General features: G+C 63.8%; 16 protein-coding genes and 1 pseudogene. 12 read left to right on the top strand and 5 right to left on the bottom strand.

Translation table 11 applies throughout. The features are described from left to right. The first annotated feature begins 113 nt into the window (after positions 1–113). The 7 genes and pseudogenes from pgm to LQ788_RS02985 all read left to right on the top strand — a co-directional run bounded on the left by pgm (position 114) and on the right by LQ788_RS02985 (position 6545). A complete protein-coding gene (gene pgm / locus LQ788_RS03010) occupies positions 114–1754 on the top strand; it encodes a phosphoglucomutase (alpha-D-glucose-1,6-bisphosphate-dependent) (RefSeq protein ID WP_231445150.1) in 1641 nt (546 codons plus the stop codon). 125 nt (positions 1755–1879) lie between these two features. After that, a complete protein-coding gene (locus LQ788_RS03005; protein WP_231445148.1) occupies positions 1880–2515 on the top strand; it encodes a helix-turn-helix domain-containing protein in 636 nt (211 codons plus the stop codon). A 3-nt stretch (positions 2516–2518) separates the two neighbouring features. Beyond that, complete coding sequence (locus LQ788_RS03000; protein ID WP_231445146.1) at positions 2519–3724, top strand: MFS transporter; 1206 nt, start codon at positions 2519–2521, stop codon at positions 3722–3724. Between the two features lie 103 nt (positions 3725–3827). Continuing rightward, positions 3828–3929 (top strand): annotated as a pseudogene (locus LQ788_RS19910) (helix-turn-helix domain-containing protein); the annotation flags it as partial. Positions 3930–4157: 228 nt separating this feature from the next. Beyond that, positions 4158–4466 (top strand): helix-turn-helix domain-containing protein, encoded by a 309-nt coding sequence (locus LQ788_RS02995; RefSeq protein WP_231445145.1) that lies wholly within the window; start codon positions 4158–4160, stop codon positions 4464–4466. Continuing rightward, positions 4463–5668: a HipA domain-containing protein gene (locus LQ788_RS02990; protein ID WP_231445143.1), complete on the top strand. Its 1206-nt coding sequence runs from the start codon at positions 4463–4465 to the stop codon at positions 5666–5668. The genes LQ788_RS02995 and LQ788_RS02990 overlap by 4 nt, the downstream gene beginning before the upstream one ends. Positions 5669–6098: 430 nt before the next feature. Continuing rightward, positions 6099–6545 (top strand): hypothetical protein, encoded by a 447-nt coding sequence (locus LQ788_RS02985; RefSeq protein ID WP_231445141.1) that lies wholly within the window; start codon positions 6099–6101, stop codon positions 6543–6545. Positions 6546–6659: 114 nt separating this feature from the next. Here LQ788_RS02985 and LQ788_RS02980 read toward each other — a convergent pair whose 3' ends face one another. Then, positions 6660–7706, bottom strand: a complete 1047-nt coding sequence (locus LQ788_RS02980; RefSeq protein WP_231445139.1) for an LCP family protein — start codon at positions 7704–7706, stop codon at positions 6660–6662. Between the two features lie 246 nt (positions 7707–7952). Between LQ788_RS02980 and LQ788_RS02975 the strand changes: the two genes are divergently transcribed. Further along, a complete protein-coding gene (locus tag LQ788_RS02975; protein ID WP_231445137.1) occupies positions 7953–9179 on the top strand; it encodes an MFS transporter in 1227 nt (408 codons plus the stop codon). 340 nt (positions 9180–9519) lie between these two features. Here the strand turns inward: LQ788_RS02975 and LQ788_RS02970 are convergent, their stop codons facing one another. From LQ788_RS02970 to LQ788_RS02960, 3 genes are all read right to left on the bottom strand, one after another. After that, positions 9520–10863 carry a replication-associated recombination protein A gene (locus LQ788_RS02970; RefSeq protein ID WP_231445135.1) on the bottom strand — a complete coding sequence of 448 codons (1344 nt, stop codon included), beginning with the start codon at positions 10861–10863 and terminating at the stop codon, positions 9520–9522. A 222-nt stretch (positions 10864–11085) separates the two neighbouring features. Then, entirely contained in the window at positions 11086–12339 is a 1254-nt protein-coding gene (locus tag LQ788_RS02965) for an MFS transporter (RefSeq protein WP_231445133.1), read from the bottom strand. Next, positions 12336–13010 (bottom strand): GntR family transcriptional regulator, encoded by a 675-nt coding sequence (locus tag LQ788_RS02960; RefSeq protein WP_231445131.1) that lies wholly within the window; start codon positions 13008–13010, stop codon positions 12336–12338. The genes LQ788_RS02965 and LQ788_RS02960 overlap by 4 nt, the downstream gene beginning before the upstream one ends. Before the next feature lie 162 nt (positions 13011–13172). On the opposite strand from LQ788_RS02960, the gene LQ788_RS02955 reads away from it, so the two are divergent. From LQ788_RS02955 to LQ788_RS02940, 4 genes are all read left to right on the top strand, one after another. Then, on the top strand, positions 13173–13382 hold the full coding sequence (locus LQ788_RS02955) for a helix-turn-helix transcriptional regulator (RefSeq protein WP_009884595.1): 210 nt from the start codon (positions 13173–13175) through the stop codon (positions 13380–13382). Then, on the top strand, positions 13379–13942 hold the full coding sequence (locus LQ788_RS02950; protein WP_231445129.1) for a hypothetical protein: 564 nt from the start codon (positions 13379–13381) through the stop codon (positions 13940–13942). The genes LQ788_RS02955 and LQ788_RS02950 overlap by 4 nt, the downstream gene beginning before the upstream one ends. Positions 13943–14170: 228 nt before the next feature. Next, positions 14171–15640, top strand: a complete 1470-nt coding sequence (locus tag LQ788_RS02945; protein ID WP_231445127.1) for an MFS transporter — start codon at positions 14171–14173, stop codon at positions 15638–15640. Positions 15641–15954: 314 nt separating this feature from the next. After that, positions 15955–16221: a hypothetical protein gene (locus LQ788_RS02940; RefSeq protein ID WP_231445126.1), complete on the top strand. Its 267-nt coding sequence runs from the start codon at positions 15955–15957 to the stop codon at positions 16219–16221. A gap of 39 nt (positions 16222–16260) precedes the next feature. Here the strand turns inward: LQ788_RS02940 and LQ788_RS02935 are convergent, their stop codons facing one another. Beyond that, positions 16261–18018 (bottom strand): FAD-dependent oxidoreductase, encoded by a 1758-nt coding sequence (locus LQ788_RS02935; RefSeq protein ID WP_231445124.1) that lies wholly within the window; start codon positions 18016–18018, stop codon positions 16261–16263. Positions 18019–18081: the final 63 nt, after the last annotated feature.

Genomic DNA, 18081 nt, shown 5'->3' with positions numbered 1-18081 from the left:
CTGGATAGATGGCACCGGCGAATACTCGCCCCCGATGGACACTCGCCGTCCACGATGCGGGAACTCCGTGGACACAACTGTGCGGGGTGGCTGGTCTTTGGCAAGGTAGAACTATGACTACTCGCGCCGGCCAGCTGGCCCAGGACAGGGATCTCGTCGATATCTCCGCACTGCTTGATTCCTATTACGATCTCGTCCCCGATTCCTCCGTGCCCGCGCAGGCCGTGAGCTTCGGGACCTCGGGACACCGCGGCTCGAGCTTCAACCGTGCATTCAACGAAGCCCACATTGCAGCGATCACTGCCGCCATTGTCGACTTCCGGAAGAAGCAGGGCATCCACGGGCCCATCTTCTTAGGTCGTGACACCCATGCCCTGAGCGAACCCGCCTTCCTCACCGTCCTCGAGGTCCTCGCCGCAGCGGAGGTGCCCGCGCGCATCGATGAGCGTGATGGCTTCACGCCCACACCGGTGCTCTCTCACGCGATCCTCGGCTTCAATGCTGGCAAGTCCACAACGGATGCGCAGGCCGACGGCATCATCGTGACCCCCAGCCACAACCCGCCCTCCGACGGCGGCATCAAGTACAACCCACCGCACGGCGGCCCTGCCGGGTCGGAGACGACGACGTGGATCGCCGAGCGCGCGAACTCCTACCTCGAGGCCGGCTGGGAGAAGATCCCACGCACCGGCTTCCAGCGGGCCTTCCACCTGGAGAACACCGAGAACTTCGACTTCATCGCCAACTACACCGAGGACCTTGAGTCGGTCATCGACCTCGACGTCATCCGCAGCTCCGACATCCACATCGGTGCTGACCCCCTGGGCGGAGCCAGCGTCGACTACTGGGCCGCGATCGCCGAGGACTTCGACCTCAACCTCACCGTCGTCCACCCCGAGATCGACCCCACCTGGTCATTCATGACCCTGGACTGGGACGAGAACATCCGCATGGACTGCTCCTCGCCCTACGCCATGGCCGGGCTCATCGCCTCCCGCAACGACTTCGACATCGCCACCGGCAATGACGCCGATGCCGATCGCCACGGCATCGTCACCCCCGATGCCGGACTGATGAACCCCAACCACTACCTGGCGACCGCCATCGACTACCTGCTCGACAACCGACCCGAATGGTCCACCAGCGCCGGCATCGGCAAGACGCTGGTCACCTCCTCGATCGTCGACCGCATCGTGTCCGCCCACGGCCGCAAACTGTTCGAGGTCCCCGTCGGCTTCAAGTGGTTCGTCCCCGGACTCCTCGACTCAACCCTGGCCTTCGGCGGCGAAGAATCTGCGGGCGCATCGTTCCTGCGCCGCAACGGCAAGGTCTGGTCAACAGACAAGGACGGCATCATCATGGCCCTGCTGGCCGCGGAGATGACCGCGAAGACCGGTCAGACTCCCTCCCAGCGCTATGCGGGACTGGCCGCGAACTTCGGCACCAGCGCCTACGCCCGCCAGGATGCCCCGGCCACCCGGGAGCAGAAGGCGAAACTGGGGGCACTCGATGCCTCCCAGGTGAAGGCGAAGACCGTCGGCGGTGAACCGGTGACCTCAACACTGACCTCGGCGCCGGGAAACAACGCACCCATCGGCGGACTCAAGGTCACGACCGAGAACGCCTGGTTCGCCGTGCGCCCCTCGGGCACGGAGGACGTGTACAAGATCTACGCCGAGTCGCTGAAGGACGAGGACCATCTGCGGACCGTCCAGCACGATGCGCGGACCTTGGTCGACGGGGTGCTGGAGTAGGAGCTGCGCTGATTTCGGCCAAGACCGGTTTCACCTGCTTCGGCAGGTCCAGGGCCGGTCTTCTCCTTTGGACTCTCCATTGGACGACGCGATGACGGTTCGCGATGTGCAGTATAGTGCTCATTATGTCCACGAAGAGTCCACGCATTCAGACCTTCCTCGATCGCGTCGGGCACCGGGTACGCAGCCTTCGCAAGACGCAGGAATGGACCATTCAACGGCTGGCCGACGAGGCTGCGCTGAGCAGACGAATGCTCACTCAGATCGAGCTGGGCCAGGCGAACCCGAGCCTGGCGACCATCGACCGTATCGCCCACGCACTTGACGTGACCTTCGCCGATCTGGCGCTGATCGACCCTGCTACGTCTAGTCCAGGCGGCCCGACGGCCTCGCCATCAGTCCTGAGGGTGTCTGCGAACCTCGGCAGCACCTCGCATACGGATCCCGGTGATCAACACACACTGGCCTGGGAAGGTCCGCACGAGAGCACCGCGTATATCCTCGGCGCCTCGTCGACTCCTGGGACAGAATTGTGGCGGTGGCACTTGGGGCCGAGCGTGGCCTATCAGGCTGAAGCCGACCGTGCCGGGACCGAGGAGATCCTTCACGTCCTGTCCGGAGAGCTCGTGGTCGAGATCAGCGGTGAGTCCCTGAGTCTGGCGGCGGGTTCGTCGACTCGAATTTCGACCGACCAGGGATATTCGTATACGGCAGGCCAGGAGGACCCGGTCGACTTCATCCGTGTGGTCATCGGGGCCTGATTGATGACGGAACCAGAGGCTGAATCATCGCCGGGCGAGCGCGGTTCTTCGCGAACTCGCATCAACGTGCTGCGCTGGCAGATCGGGTACGGGACCTTCGGTGTCCCGCAGGCAGCGGCACCGATCGCCTTCGCCCTCCTCGCACTGCCCCTGACCGGATCCGCCGAATCGGGTGCCGGCCTGGTGTTCGCGATGACGGCGGCCCAGATACTGGGCTCGGTGCCCATCACCCGCCTGGGGCACCGCTTCGGCAGCGTCGGCTACCTGCGCACACTCATCGCCTTTCGGACGCTTGGCCTGCTGGCGGTGACGATCCTGGCCGCGGTCTCGGCACCCTTCGGCTACCTCGTCGTCGCCGTCATCGTGGCCGGCCTGGTCAACGGTGCGGCCCACGGGTACATGCGCACACTGCTCAACCACCTCGTCGAACCCTCGGGAATGCCACGCACCCTAGGAATCGCGGCCACCCTCAACGAGGTCGCCTTCGCCACCTCACCGGTCCTGGCATCCATGCTCGGGGCGTGGTCACCTGTCGCGGCGATGGCAGTGGTCACCGTCCTCGGCGCGGGGCCAATGCTGCTCATCCCTGCAATTCCCGAGGCCCGGTCGGCACCTGCAACCGTGTCAGGTTCGGGGCGGCGAGCTCCGGTGCCGGGTGCGGTCTGGATCTGGCTGTTCGCCTCCGGTGCGACTGGAGCTTCCATTGCCGGAATCGAGGTGGGAGCGGTGTCCTTCGCACTGTCGTTCGGGCTCAGCCCCGCCTGGGCCTTCCTATTCGCCTTGGCAATGTGCATCGGTTCGGTCCTCGGTGGGGTGTGGGTGAGCATCCGCAACCGTATGCCCGGGCGCTGGAAAGTCACCTCGTTCTTCGCCATCACCACCCTCGCCTTCTCCCTACTCCTCATCGACGGACACATTGCCCTGACTCTTACCGGGGCTCTCATCGTCGGCTGGTTCCTGCCGATGCTCGACACCTTCTATCTGCTCGCCCTCGACAGTCTTGCACCGGAGGAGCGTCGGGCGGAGATGTTCGCACTGCTGCGAACCACGAATGCCCTGGGCATCATGGCCACCAGCGGGCTCCTCGCTCTGCTCGGGCTCACGGCAGCCCTTGTCGCAGCTCTCGGGCTGCTCTTCATCGCGACGGTCCTGGCCGCGGTCTACTTCACGCGGGGACAGCGGAGCCGACGGGAAGTGCCCTTGGAGTGAGCCGTGACGGACCACGTGCTGGTCTGCGCGGTCAACGGTGACGGCGGGCCACCTCGGCGAGGTTATCCAGCATACGCAAATACGTTTGCGGTATATTTGTGACATGAAGACAAGGGAGGCGGCACAGCGGCTGGGTGTGTCCGAGCGCAGAGCCAGGGCGCTGGCTGCCAGTGGCTTGCTTCCTGCACGGAAGGTCGGAACTGCCTGGGTTGTCGATGGTGTCGCAACCCGACCTGGGCGCGGGAGGCCGCTCGCGCCAACGGCTCAACGCCAACTCACCGAAGCGCTCCACAACCGATCGCTCGCCGGACTTCGCGGCCACGATCGGACGCGCACAGCCCAACGGCTCCGAACACTGCGTTCCTCTTCAGACCCTGCTCTTCTGCTGCGTCGCTGGTTCCCGCGAGGCGCCGTCCTCAGAAACGGCATTCCAGTGAATTTCGGCCACCGGATCGTGGCGCTTGCCCATCTGGGCAAGGACCAGGAAATCAACGAGCTTCTGGCGAGGAAGACACCAGAGTATCTGAGGTCGCCTGACGATCTTGCGGAGATTGTTGCGAGTGAACGGGTGATCAGCGGGCTTTCGATGGCGGATCTGGCTGTGCGGGCGGACACCACGGTCGACGTCATCCGAGCCCTGGAGAAGAGTGGAACATACACTTCACCTGCCGCTCTGCGCAGCATATTGCGTTCACTTGATGTCTCTCCTACTGCGCTGCCCCCATTCGAGGTATCGACGTGAGAAGGCTCGAGGCGTGGCTGGAACATCAGCATGCAGGGACATTCATCGAAGAAAACGGCCGTCTCCACTTCGCCTACGACGACGATGCGGCCACACCGATCTCGCTGTCTCTGCCGCGTGAGGGCCGGACGGCAAAGCTGGCAGCGACCCGTTTCCTAGAGAACCTCTTGCCGGACAACCCGCGTGCCCGCAGGTGGATGGCCGACGTGTACGGGGTCGGCTCTCTCGACACAATCGACCTGCTCATGGCGGCCGGGGGCGACGTAGCCGGCGGACTCGTTCTCCTTCCCGAGGGCCAGGAGCCCGCGCCAGAAGTCCCGGAGCTGAACCCGGCTCTGGAGCGAGACATCGCAGCCCGCATCCGCGCCCTCAAGGACAACTCGGATGCATGGACAGTGCAAGGCGCAGTGGAACGGTTCTCACTTGCCGGAACGCAGGGAAAGTTCACTCTGGCGAAGGTGGAGACCGATTGGTACTGGTCGAATGCAACCGTACCGTCGACGCACATCGTCAAACCCGCACGCACCGACCTCCCGGGCCTGGAGGAAGTCGAAGCGGCAACGCTCGCACTCGCTGATCGCATTGGCGTGCCTGCGCCACCTGCAGAAATCCTGACTGCCTCGGGGCAGACGGCGTACCTCATCGAAAGGTTCGACCGAGTGCCCTCCGACCGGTCCCCCTTGGCACGTCGCGTGCACACGGAAGACCTAGCTCAGGCCCTCGGACTCGCCCCGGGGTCGAAGTACGATCCGACGGCGATCCAGATCGTCGATCTGCTCAAGGCCCACGACACCGATGATCGCACTCTCCAGGAAGCATTTCTCCGGCAGCTTGTGTTCAACACGCTCATCGGAAACGCTGATGCTCACGTGAAGAACTACTCACTCGTCCTGCGCCCCGAACGAATCGAGTTCGCACCGTTGTACGACGCAGTTCCGGTATCGCTCTATCCGCAGTACGATCAGCAGCTCGCCATGCGCATTTCCGGAGCAAGGTATTCACGGGCAGTCACCGCAGCACACTGGCGAAAGTTCTCCCACTCGGCAGGAGTGGATGCCGAACGGATGATGCAGATCGTCACCGATGTTGCCGAGAGACTCCGTGAGCAGTCGGCAACGGCGTGGAATACGGTCTCTGCTTCCCAGGCCGAGCGCCTGCGTACCGAAATCGACCGAACAACGACCTTGTCCCTACGCGGCTAGCCCCGGCAGTACTGCTCGCAGCAAAACTGGTACGCAGCTGTGCGACGGCGACGTCGGGCCACCTCGGCGAGGTCCGATCACGATCGGGTTTCACTGTTCAGTCGAAAACGTAGCAAACAGTGCTCGGCAATAACCGTTCGTCACGGTCGGGTCGACTCAGACGTGAACTGCAGCGGACCGCGCTATCAGGCAATGGATGTTGCCGTGTGGCTGTCATTGCGCAGACATATTTCTGCCGCTGCCGCACGACTGCAAACTTCTCGTCTCCAAGCCGTTACCCGCTCCGAGCGTCCTCCCAGCCGCCATGGTTCTGACTTCAAGCGCGGACGCAATACTGGGCCGCGTTGCTGATGTGTCACCGGTGCGGTGGCCTCTGGCACAGAAGACATCACTCGCAAGAGACATCTCTCGAAGAAGAAGGAGCCACATCATGAAGACCACCATTCGCAATCGCGCAGCAGCCCTGACAATCGCAGCCGTCGCCGGCGTCTCCGGAATCGCACTGGCAAGCGGCCCCGCACTGGCGGCTCCCGCAGCAGTCACCAGCGCAGACGCCTCACCGCAGTCGGTCCATTACCCGACGGACACCAGCATCTACGCCGATGAGCTCGTCAGGGCCTGGGGCGCGGACAACACGGAGCGGATCGAAGGATTCGCCACGCCTGAGGTTGTCGAGGCCCTGAACGAGCACGGGGCCGAGGATGCGAAGCATTGGGTTCGAACAGGCGGTGACGGAGCCGCGGGGACCATCTATTCGACCTATAAGAACACCGCGACAGGAGAGACCATGTCCGTCGGTGTCTCCAATGAGGAAGTCTCCAACGGCGGCGAATGGGGCGCACCCCACGGAGTCCACACGGTTCAGTTCGACAACTGACCTGACGGCACCCACCGTGGGTGCGAAGAACCCCGCCTCTTAATACTCAAGGGGCGGGGTTCGTCGTGTGCACGGGTGGGCGGGGACACCTCGGCGAGGGATCGGGACTGACGGTTACAGATGCGACTCCGGGGCGTTCTTGACGTAGTCGTCGAGGGTGTCGTTCTTGTAGGCGTCCTGGACCTTCTTCAGTTCCTCTTCGTCGACGTTGACGATCGACTGGCCGTCGCTCGAGGTGCCGACCCCCGCGGTTGGGGAGGTGAAGAACTCGATGTCGCCGGGGCGGACGTCGCGCATGGCGAAGGCCGTGGCGGAGATGTACTGGGCGTCGAGACCGGAGTCGACGTACATGTACGGGGAGAAGTTCTTGACCATGTCCTGGATCTTCTTCGGGTTCGACAGGGTGTCGGCGGAGATGATCTCGTTGGTCAGGCCCCGGATGAAGGCCTGCTGGTTGCGGGCGCGCTGGAAGTCACCGTCCTGGAAGGACTTGCGCTCGCGCACGAAGGTCAGCGCCTCGTCGCCGTCGAGGACGTTCTCTCCCTTTTCGAAGGTGTAGCCGTTCTTCTCAAACGCCTGCTCCGAGTTCACCATCACTCCGCCGAGGCTGTCGGTCAGGGCCTTGAAGCCTTCGAAGTCGATGATCGCGACGTGGTCGAGTTCGGTGCCGATGAAGTCCGAGACCGTGGACACGGCCAGCGGCAGACCTCCGGTCGACAGGGCGGAGTTGATCTTCGCCTTGCCGTGGCCCTCGATGTCGACCCAGCTGTCACGCGGGATCGACATGACCTGGACGTTGGAGCCGGACTCCGGGATGTGCATGACCATGATCGTGTCCGAGCGCAGACCGCGGGAGTCGTTGACGTCGACCTGGTCCATCGGCTCATCGGAGCCCAGCAGCAGGATGTTCGTGCCGCCGTCTTCCTTCTGGTCATCGGGACGCTGCGTGCCGAAGATCTGCTCGTCGGTGAGCTTGTTCGCGTTGTTGTCGAAGGTCCGACCCACATTCCACAGGTAGAGGCCGACACCGAGCACGCCGAGGATGACGATCACCAGCAGGGCGACAAGGATCTTGCGCCACACCTTCTTCTTGCGGCGGGGTCGCTGAGGTCGCTCTTCCTGGCTGTCGAACAGTTCATCGAAACTGCTGTTGTCCGTCATCGGCACTCCGGGTTCAGTCAATGCGGCGGGAACGCCGGCGGGGAGAAGATTGCAATCTCGGCAATTATATAGCTTTTGTTACATTCCCCCGGACACCTTGGTCGGAGTGCGCGGCGGATACGTGGCAAGAGGTGTGCCTGGAGCTGCGGTTCGGCACTCGCCTGCCCTCGCCGAGGTGACTCGACTCACCGGTAATAACGCCGTATCCGTATGGTGGACGCTGCGTGCGCTGGGTAGACTTTCCTGGTGTTCAACAACTATCGGGAAATTCTGTCTCTTCCCGGTGCTCTCAAGTTCTCTTTGGCCGGTCTTGTTGCGCGGATGCCGATCGCCGTTCTGAGCCTGGGAATCGTTCTCTTCATCCAAGGCGTGAGCGGCTCCTACGGAATGGCTGGCATCGTCGCCGCTGTCTTCATGGTCGTGCAGGCGCTGGCGGGTCCCGGGATTGCTCGCATGGTCGACCGCCTGGGCCAAGCCCGGGTCATGGTGCCCATCGTCATCGTCCACCTCATCGCCCTGGCCCTCCTCATCGTCAGCGTCTACGAGGAATGGTCGGTCGTCCTGCTGCTCATCTTCGCCGGTCTCGGCGGAGCCACCGTGGGTTCCGTCGGATCGCTGATTCGTTCGCGCTGGTCACACGCCGTCAAGAGCCCGAACCAGCTGCAGACCGCCTTCTCCTGGGAGTCCGTAGCCGATGAGCTTCTCTTCGTCTCCGGACCGGTCGTGGCCACCGTCCTCGCCACCGCCGTATGGCCACCTGCCGGCATCATCCTCTCAATGGTCTCCGCTGCGGTCGGTTCCACGCTGCTCTACATCCAGAAGTCGACCGAGCCCCCACCGATCGAGCGCAGCACCGAGGCCAAGGGACACGTCGTGTCCAACCCCGGCATCTTCGCGATCATCATCGTCAACGTCTTCCTCGGCGTGAACTTCGGCGCGATCGACGTCATCGCCGTGGCCTTCGCCGAGGAGCAGGGCGTGAAGTCCCTGGCCGGACTGCTGCTCAGCGCCCTGGCTCTCGGGTCGCTGCTGTGCGGTGCACTCTACGGCGCCAAGACCTGGAGCACGCCGAGCCATCACCGGTTCGGCGTCGCCGTGTCTCTCCTGGCCATCACCGTCAGCCTCATGCTGCTGGCACAGAACATGTGGTCCTTCGGCGTGCTGCTCTTCCTCGTCGGCTCGACCATCGCCCCGAGCCTCATCGGCGCGAACTCCGTGGTCGAACAGCTGGCCCCGCCCAGGCGCCTGACCGAGGCGTTTGCGTGGCTGGGCACCTCGTTGGCCTTCGGAGTCGCCTTCGGCTCCGCCATCGCCGGCAACATCATCGACTCCGCGGACGCAAAGACCGCCATGCTGCTGCCCGCCGGCTGCGCCATCGTCGGCGCCGTGCTCGCACTCTCGCTGCTCAAGCGCCTCAACCCCTCGCGGTCCAGCCACGAGGCCCGACTGCGCAAGGACGCGCTGCGGGGGTGAGTCTCCCCGGAGGCTTGATGGCTCGCGCGAGGTGGCGCGCCCGCGGGGTTGTGCGGTCGCGGGGTGGTCTCAGTTCGGGCGGGCGTAAGCGAATCGCACGCGGCACCCTTAGCGTCGCTTCGCACCCGGAGCGTCATTCGGCACCCGGAACGCTAAAACACCCCGTCGCAACAGTATGACTTAACGCGAAATGTAGGCGAAGTGGGCCTGCGCCTCGAGCACCTTGCGAACGGCCCCGCACCCACCACTCTTAGCTCCAAAACGCCCCGTTGCCACGGTATGAGTTGGCACTGACGGTAGAAGTCGGCAGCAGGTTTTCGGCAGCGAGTCTGTGGTTTGTTCACTTGTCGCCGTCGTCGGGCCACTCGGTGTCGGCGCGTTCTTCTTGTCCGCGGATATCTGCGCGCATCCGATCCCATTCGGCCACTCGCTGGCCGATGATGTGTTCGTAGCCATTGGTGGTGGGCCGATACACCTTCTGCGGTTCCATGCCCTCGGGGAAGTAGTTCGCGCCGGAGAAGCCTCCTGGCCTGTCCGGGTCGTACTCGTAGCCCTCTCCGTAGCCGAGGTTCTTCATCAGCTTCGTCGGGGCGTTGAGAATATTGGCCGGAGGCATGAGTGAGCCGGTCTTCTTCGCGAGCTTCTTTGCCGCATTGAACCCACGATAGACGGCAATGGACTTCGGCGCGGTTGCAAGGTAGACGACGGCCTGGGCGATCGCGAGTTCACCTTCCGGGGAGCCGAGCCGCTCGAACACATCCCATGCCGCCAGCGCTTGCTGGACGGCTTGAGGGTCGGCAATCGCGATGTCTTCGTTGGCGAATCTGACCAGCCGTCGAGCGATATAGAGGGGATCTTCGCCACCCTCTAGCATGCGCGCCAACCAATACAACGAAGCATCAGGGTCAGAACCGCGCATTGATTTGTGCAGAGCGGAAATGAGGTTGTAATGCCCTTCTTGGGCCTTGTCGTAGATGGGTGCTCGCTGCTGAACCAGCTCGACAAGGCCAGAGGTGTCGAGTCTCCCGCTGACAGTTTGAAGCTGCTCGAGGAGGTTGAGCAGGTAGCGGCCATCACCATCGGCCATTGCCACCAGGCCATGCCGTGCCTGTGGATCAAGCGGCAGTTCTCGCTCGGTGGTTTCCTCTGCCCGTGCGATGAGCGTGGTCAGCGCTTCCTCGTCGAGGCGTTTGAGGACGAATACCTGGCAGCGGGAGAGCAGTGCGGAGTTGAGTTCGAAGCTGGGGTTCTCCGTGGTCGCGCCGACGAGCACGATCGTGCCGTCCTCGACGTAGGGGAGGAAGGAGTCCTGCTGGGCGCGGTTGAAGCGGTGGATCTCGTCAACGAACAGCATCGTGCCCTGACCGATCTCGCGCCGCTTAGCTGCCGATTGGAAGACTTTCCGGAGTTCTGCGACACCGGAGAAAGTGGCTGAGACGGACTCGAAGACGAGGTTGGTGCGTTCGGCCAGCAGTCTGGCAATGGTTGTCTTCCCGCACCCCGGCGGCCCCCACAGCACCATCGACACCAGCCTGCTCTCGACGACCATCCGACCAATCGGTGCCTCATCGCCAAGAAGATGATCTTGCCCGATGACATCTTCCAGGGATTCCGGGCGCAGACGATCGGCCAGCGGACGGCCCACGTCGTCAGGCTCAAACAATGACGGTGGTTCTTGGCTCACAATGTCACCTCCATCTTCATCTTCGTAGCCTAGGTGCAGCGGTGGCTGTGCTCGTGTGAACGGATCTTGTGCGGCAGTTGTTCCCAGACAATGGCACACCCACCATCACGAGCTCTAAAGCACCCCGTTGCAACGGGACGTTTTGGCGCTAACTGTGGGCGTTACGGCGGTCTGCAACGGGGCGTTTTGGTGCTGAATGTAGGCGTTGCCGAAGCACAGGCCTCAGGCGCGGCCCTTCGACGCCAGTGTCACGCAGCCAAGACTGAGCAGGCAGACGAGTGCGACTGCGCCCAACGAGATGCCGTAGGGCATGATCGGCAGCAGGGCCGCGAGCACCGTGGGCAGCAGGAAACCGGAGTAGGCCAGCGAATAGTAGACGCCGGTGATCCCCGCGAGGTCTTTCGGCTCGGCGATGGCCTGGACGATGACGAGCCCGGCGACGACGCAGATTCCGTACGCGATGCCGAGCACGATGGCGACGACGAAGGCGACGATCGGGTCGGCGACCAGGGCCGCGACGACTGCCAGCCCCATGCCGATGGTCATGAGCGTGAGCCCGACGACCAGCGCACGTCCGCCCGTCCATTTGTTGATGCGTGGGACGAGGTTCTGCACCAGCGCTCCGGCGCCCAGGGTGACGACGGTGAGCACGGTTGCGTACATGGTCGTCCACTCCCCCAGCGCGTTCTGGACCAGGGCGGGCATGACCGCGTAGGCGACACCTGCGGCGGCGAAGACCCACGGGGCGGCGGGGATGATGAGCCTGATGAAGGTACGGTGACCGACGAGCGGAATCCGCAGGCCTCGCCACCAGTGCTGGGCCAGCCTACGTTCCCTGGTCAGAGTCTCTGGCGCAGTGCAGACGATGATCAGCGCCGCGATGCTCAGCACAGCGTGAACCGCGTAGGGAATCACCCCGGGCAAGGGCCCCCATTGCGCCAGGCATCCGGTGACGGCAGCACCCATGGCGAATCCCACGGTCAGCGTCAGTGCCGGGAGGCGAGCGCCGGCGGTGATTCCGGCCTTGTGGTCATACGGTGGGGAGGAGAGTTCCTTGATCCAGCTCGTACCCACCGACATCGCGACACCTACGCCGACTCCGGCGAACACGCGGCCCACGCACAGCAGCCAGAAGAGGTCGAAGCCGACACCAAGAAGAACGCTGCCGATGATCGCGGCGATGGTTCCGGCGATGATGATCGGTTTGCGTCCGCGTCGATCCGAGAGCGCCGAGGCGACCAGGAGTCCCGGTATCAGTCCACCGACGTACATGCCGAGCAGGAGGTTGGCCTGCCAGATGGCGTAGCCGCCGTCCTCTTCGTACATGTGGACCAGTGGCGTGAAGTGGTTGCCACCCCAGGCGAGCAGGAACATGGCGGGGACGACGCGAAGCCAAGCACCGCCTCGTCGAGGGTGAGGGGCCTGGTCTGTGTCTGTCGGCGTGTGGGCGCTCAGCGCGGGATTGGACTTCATCATTTCCTGGTTTCGGGGAAGTGCGAGGATTTAATGTGCTCGCGCACGACCGTGCCGAAGCCCTTGGCGTCGCCGCGTTCGGCCAGGTCGGTGAGTTCGGCGTGCTCGTCGAAGAGCAGGTCGAGTGGGTTCGGGTTGTCGATGACGGCCTGGTAGGTCAGGCGGGCCAGGCGCGGGCCCATCGTGGTCAGCATTTCGTCGACGATGGCGTTGCCGCCGCTGCGGATGATGCGGGCGTGGAAGGCGTAGTCGGCGCTGGCGAAGTCGAGGTGATGGCTGGCTGTCAGCGCCTTCTGCTGTCGGTCGAGGAGCGTGCGCAGGTCTGCCGCCAGCGGCGCGAAGTCGCTGTCGAGAGTCAGTGCTTGGACGGCGTCGGTCTCGAACATGGCGCGCACCGCAAGCAGGTCGCGGCGCTCCTGACGCGTGACTGTGGTGACGATCGCGCCCTTCTTCGGCACGAGGCGGACCAGTCTCCAACGCTCGAGCTGGAGCATCGCCTCCCGAGCCGGTGTCCGGCTGGCCTTCTGCGCCTCTGCGAGGTCGGCCTCTGTGAGGAGAGCGCCCGGCTCGTAGCGCTGTTCGATGACTTCGCGTGCGGCCCAGGCGGCCATCCGAGCGGCGATCGGAGAGGAGTCGTCGGTGCTTTCCCACGGGAGCGTCAGCAGATCGTTCATGCCTCCACGCTAACAGATGCATACATTGATAGATGCATCAGCCACGTGCGGCACCGGCAGGCATGTTCAAATGTCAAAGACTCTTGACATGGAGATGTCAAGGATGTTTTACTTTTTATGTAAAGCATCATTGACATTACGAAGTGAACGTCGGGAGGCGAAGTGGAAGTTCAGACCTCGAGCCTCAAGCAGGTCCGCAAATCAGCCGGACTGACACAGGCTCAGCTGGCCCAGCTCACGGGCGTATCCCGCCAGACCATCATCGCGACCGAACGCGGCGACTATGCACCCAGCGTGTACCTCGCCTTGCGGATCGCGAAGGCCCTGGCCACGACAGTCGAAGAGATCTTCTCGCTTCAGGAGGAATCATGAACAGTATGAGCAAGAGCCGCAAGCCCAACGAGTTGGCCAACAGGTTCGCCGGACTCAATGACCCCTCGATGGGTGATGAGCGCGAGCGCGATGTCGTCCTCCGGGCGTACACGTTCGGATCGGTCGTAGCGATCTATGTGTTCTTCGCCCTCGGACTGCTCTTCGCCGTGATCGGAGCCGGGCTGTGGACTGTGCCCATCGTCCTCGGCTCAGGAGTCATCGGCTTTGCAGTCTCGAGCTACTGCAAGCGTGAGGGCTTGGATTTTGCATCCGCCACGGCACGCGTCGCTCCTAAGCGACTTGTTCTCTCTCAGATCATCGGTGCAGTATTCGTCATCCTCTGGTTGGTTGCCATCGTGTTCCACCAGACCGCCGGGCACCCGCTCATCGACGTCGGCCTGGGCACGATGATCGCAGGCTCGAGCAGCACGTCGCTCATCACTGGAGCAGCCGTCGGCGCACTCATTGCGCTCGCCCTCATGCTGGTCGCTCGCCAGCGCAAGATCAAGCAGGCCCGCATCGAGGCCGCCCGAGCCGACGAGATCGAAGACGTGGACTGAGCGACTACGACAACCCAACGGGAGCCGCCGAGGTGGAGGATCACCTCGGCGGCTTTCGTGGTGGTCTGGGATTGTCTTTCGCTTATGAAAACTTCTGAGAACTGCTACATTGATGTCTGGCCATTTGGCCATCATGCGCTTCGATGACACGACACGCGAAGACCCTTCTGGGCACTTCTGACACGGCACGGTCGAGCAACAACACCCGCCGACACGTCAGGAGAACTGATGACCTCATCTGTCCAAACCCGCCCGCGCTCCACCGGACGCGCAGGCTGGATGATCGCCGTCGCCGCAGCCGCCGCGTTCCTCGCCACCTTCAATGAGACCTTCCTCAACGTCGCCTTCACGCCGATCATGTCCGACTTCGGCATCAACGTGAGCAGCGTCCAGTGGCTGACCACGGGATATCTGCTCGTCGCCGCGGTCTTCGTCCCCGTCGCAAACGTCCTCTACCACCGCTTCCCCACGCGCACGCTGTTCATCAGCGTCGTCGCGATCATGGTCATCGGCTCCGTCATCGGCGCACTCGCCCCGACCTTCAGCGTCCTTCTCATCGGCCGCCTGCTCCAGGCCATCGGCACCGGCCTCCTCACGCCCATCGGCATGAACATCACTCTGGCGGTCTCGCCGCGGGAGAAGCTCGGCATGAACATGGGCATCATGGCCGCTATGACCACGCTCGGGCCCTCGCTGGCCATCGTGCTCTCCGGCGCGCTGCTGACCATCGCCCCGTGGACGACCCTGATGTGGGTCTTCGGCGCCCTCTGCGTCGTCGCACTCATCGCCGGCGCCATCTTCCTGCGCACCGTCGCCGAGCTGGGCCGCCCCGTCCTCGACATTCCATCGTTCCTGCTCGTGGCCCTCGCCCTCGTCGGCATCCTCTATGGTGTGACCGCGGCCTTCGGTGGTTCTGCTCTGATCGCCGGTGGCGCCTTCGTCGTCGGACTCATTGCCCTGTGGCTCTTCATCGTCCGTCAGCGTCGCATCGAACACCCGTTGCTCGACCTGCGTCCCTTCTCCAGCAAACCCTTCGTGCTCGGCGTGATCATCACGATGCTCGGCCTGCTCTTCGTCTTCGCCATGAACGTCGTCATCCCGCTCTTCCTCCAGGGTGCGCGCGGCATGGAGCCCATGGGTGCCTCGATCACCCTGGCCCCAGGAATCCTGCTGACCGTGATCCTCGGCCCCGTGGCCGGTCGCCTGTTCGATCGCCATGGCGGCAAGTGGTCGATTCCGCTGGGCTTCCTCGTCATGGCTGTCTTCGTGACCCTGGTCGGCGTGGCCGCCGGCGGCACGTCGATCCTGCTGTTTGGAATCCTCTACATCCCGGCTGTGCTGGCCACCGCGTTCGTCATCGGACCGGCACAGACCTTCGCCCTGTCTCATCTCGACCGTGAGACCAGCCCACACGGCGTCACCGTGGTCTCGACGAGCTTCCAGATCGCCGGCTGCGTCGGGACCTCGCTGGCCGCAGGACTCTACGGCGCGCTCAGCGCTGCTCGTATCGATGCTGGGGCCGGCGAGCTCGATGCGCTGCTGACCGGGTTCCACGGGTCCGTCGGGCTTGTCGTGCTCACCTCGGCGATCGGCATTGTGTTGGCGATTGTGGCGTACCGGTCTGTGCGTGGCTGGGGTTCGGGTGCGTCGGAGTCGGCGGATGTGGGTGCGCATGAAGAGGAACTGCCCGCGGTCTAGTAAGCGCCGCTCACCTCGCACCATCAGCGCCATATCACCCTGTTGCAGTGGGGTGATTTGGCGCTGACTGTAGGAGCAGCAGAGTCGGTGCCAACGTCCTCATCGCACCTCAAGGCAGCGAAGACAACGCCGGTAATGCCGATAACGCTATCGATACAGCCAACGTCGTCAGTACATATTGCGACATATTCTTTACTCAATGAACCTTGTCGGTTACTGTAGTCCTCGGCGCTATTCCTGCGCTCAAAGCCGAGCACACTAGCGGAGGAGTTTCCCGGGCACCCACGAATTGGGTATTCGGTGATGTGATCAACGTGGAATCAGTTATCTGGAGCGCCATCACCCTTAGCTTCATCACCGGAATGCTGTCGAAGGCATTGCCTCGGGTTCCCGGCGCAGCCGTGGGCACCGCGTGGGGAGCCACCGCGCTGGCAGTGACCGCAGCTCTCTTCATCAAAGACACCACCGACACCAACATCGAGATCGTCGGGCTCGGACTACTCGCCACTTTCCCAGCCTTCCCCACAGGCTTCACTCTGATCAGCTTGGTCGGGGATTGGAAGCGCGAGCTCACCGCCTAAAGATTCAGGCGGTGAGCTCGCGGACCAAGGAATGCCGCTTCACTCCACGAGCTTGCCGACCTGGCTGATCTCCTCGTGGCGCATGAGCTCGGCGACCTCGGGATCGACTGCCGGGATGCTCTCCTTCACAACCCCGGTCGAAGGTGACCAGACGAGGTTGACCTGCAGGTTCTCATCCTGCTCGGGGTAGTCGCTGCGGTTGTGGCAGCCGCGGGTCTCACGGCGCTCAAGCGCGCATTCCAACGTCGCCCGGGCGGCGAGTGCCGAGGATTTGAGGTCGAAGGCATGCGAGAGGTCGGAGTAGCCGGCGATGTCGGGGTGGATGCCCACCTCGCTCATTCGGGCTTCGATCGACGCAAGCTTCTCGAGCCCTGCCAGCAGTCCGGCCTCATCGCGGACGACGCCAGCGTGCTCCGTCATGAGGTTGCGGATCTCGCGCTGCAGGGCGCGGACGTTCTCCGTCCCCTCGGAGGACAGGAGATCATCGATCTCAGCCCGCGCCTCGGCGATGGCAGACTGCGACCTCACCTGCGCACCCAGATCCGACGAGTACGCAATCGCGGACTGACCGACGATGCGACCGAAGACGAGAAGCTCGATGAGCGAATTGCCGCCGAGGCGGTTGGCCCCGTGCAGCCCGGACGAGGCCTCGCCGATGGCCCACAGTCCCTCGACGTCGGTGCTGTGCTCGACCGGGTCGACCCACACCCCGCCCATCGAGTAGTGCGCGGTCGGGGCGATCTCGATCGGTGACTGGGTGATGTCGAGCATCTGCGTCTCCATCATCGTCTGGAACACGCGCGGCAGGCGGTTCATGATGGTCTCGCGCGGCAGGTGGGAGACGTCGAGCCAGACGCCGCCGTTTTCGGTGCCGCGGCCCTCGGCGATCTCGGTGTAGGCGGCCAGGGCCACGCGGTCGCGAGTGGAGAGTTCCATGCGTTCGGGGTCGTAGCGTTCCATGAACCGCTCCCCCAGTCCGTTGCGCAGGATTCCGCCCTCACCGCGGGCAGCCTCGGAGACCAGGGTCCCGGCGGCGTTCTCGGGTTCGATGATGCCCGAGGGGTGGAACTGCACGAGCTCGGCGTCGCGCAGGCGGGCCCCGGCTTCGACGGCCAGGCGGAAGGAGTCGCCGGTGTTCTCGTCGCGACGCGAGGAGGTGCGGCGCCAGATCCGGTTGTGCCCGCCAGCGGCGAGGATGACCGCGTCGGCATGGATGCGGTAGCGGGAGCCGTCGACGATGTCGAAGCCGAAGGCGCCGAAGACGCGGCCGTCGGCGACGAGGAGTTTGGTGATGTAGACGCGGTCGAGGATGGGGACGTTCAGGGCCTCGGCACGATGAATGAGGGTGCGCTGGATTTCGAGTCCCGTGTAATCGCCGGCGAAAGCGGTGCGACGCCAGGTGTGGGCGCCGAAGAAGCGCTGCGAGATCCGACCGTCGTCCTCCTTCGCGAAGTCCATTCCGTATCGCTCCAGGTCAGCGATTCCCTGCTCGGCTCCCTGGGTGACGATTTCGACGGTGCGGGGGTTGGCGAGGTCATAGGATTCCTTGATCGTGTCGGCCGCGTGCTGCTGCCAGGAGTCGTCGGGGTCCATCGTGGCCAGGGCCGCGTTGATGCCGCCGGCTGCCAGCGAGGTGTGGGCGTCGTCCTTGGGTCGCTTGCCGACGGCGAGGACGTCGGTGCCGGATTCGGCGACCTCGATCGCGGCGCGCAGGCCGGATCCGCCGGTGCCGATGACCAGCACCGAGGTGGAGATCGTGTGTTCTTTGGTGCGGGCATTTCCCTGAGTGGTGTTCATGTCTTCCACGCTAGGCTCGGCCACTTCATGCGTCCAATGTATTGTTTCGCTCAACTCAATAGC

The organism is Brevibacterium zhoupengii, from assembly GCF_021117425.1.
GTDB classification, from domain to species: Bacteria; Actinomycetota; Actinomycetes; order Actinomycetales; family Brevibacteriaceae; genus Brevibacterium; species Brevibacterium zhoupengii.
Note: the sequence above shows the minus strand (reverse complement) of the source record. Positions and strands in the feature narration are given on the sequence as shown.

Bases quoted from the DNA above. Each gene is read 5' to 3' on its own strand.
- LQ788_RS02980 (WP_231445139.1), bottom strand. From the start codon at position 7,706: ATGACGGACAACAGCAGTTTCGATGAACTGTTCGACAGCCAGGAAGAG.
- pgm (WP_231445150.1), top strand. From the start codon at position 114: ATGACTACTCGCGCCGGCCAGCTGGCCCAGGACAGGGATCTCGTCGAT.
- LQ788_RS03000 (WP_231445146.1), top strand. From the start codon at position 2,519: ATGACGGAACCAGAGGCTGAATCATCGCCGGGCGAGCGCGGTTCTTCG.
- LQ788_RS02965 (WP_231445133.1), bottom strand. From the start codon at position 12,339: ATGATGAAGTCCAATCCCGCGCTGAGCGCCCACACGCCGACAGACACA.
- LQ788_RS02935 (WP_231445124.1), bottom strand. From the start codon at position 18,018: ATGAACACCACTCAGGGAAATGCCCGCACCAAAGAACACACGATCTCC.
- LQ788_RS02950 (WP_231445129.1), top strand. From the start codon at position 13,379: ATGAACAGTATGAGCAAGAGCCGCAAGCCCAACGAGTTGGCCAACAGG.
- LQ788_RS02960 (WP_231445131.1), bottom strand. From the start codon at position 13,010: ATGAACGATCTGCTGACGCTCCCGTGGGAAAGCACCGACGACTCCTCT.
- LQ788_RS03005 (WP_231445148.1), top strand. From the start codon at position 1,880: ATGTCCACGAAGAGTCCACGCATTCAGACCTTCCTCGATCGCGTCGGG.
- LQ788_RS02985 (WP_231445141.1), top strand. From the start codon at position 6,099: ATGAAGACCACCATTCGCAATCGCGCAGCAGCCCTGACAATCGCAGCC.
- LQ788_RS02945 (WP_231445127.1), top strand. From the start codon at position 14,171: ATGACCTCATCTGTCCAAACCCGCCCGCGCTCCACCGGACGCGCAGGC.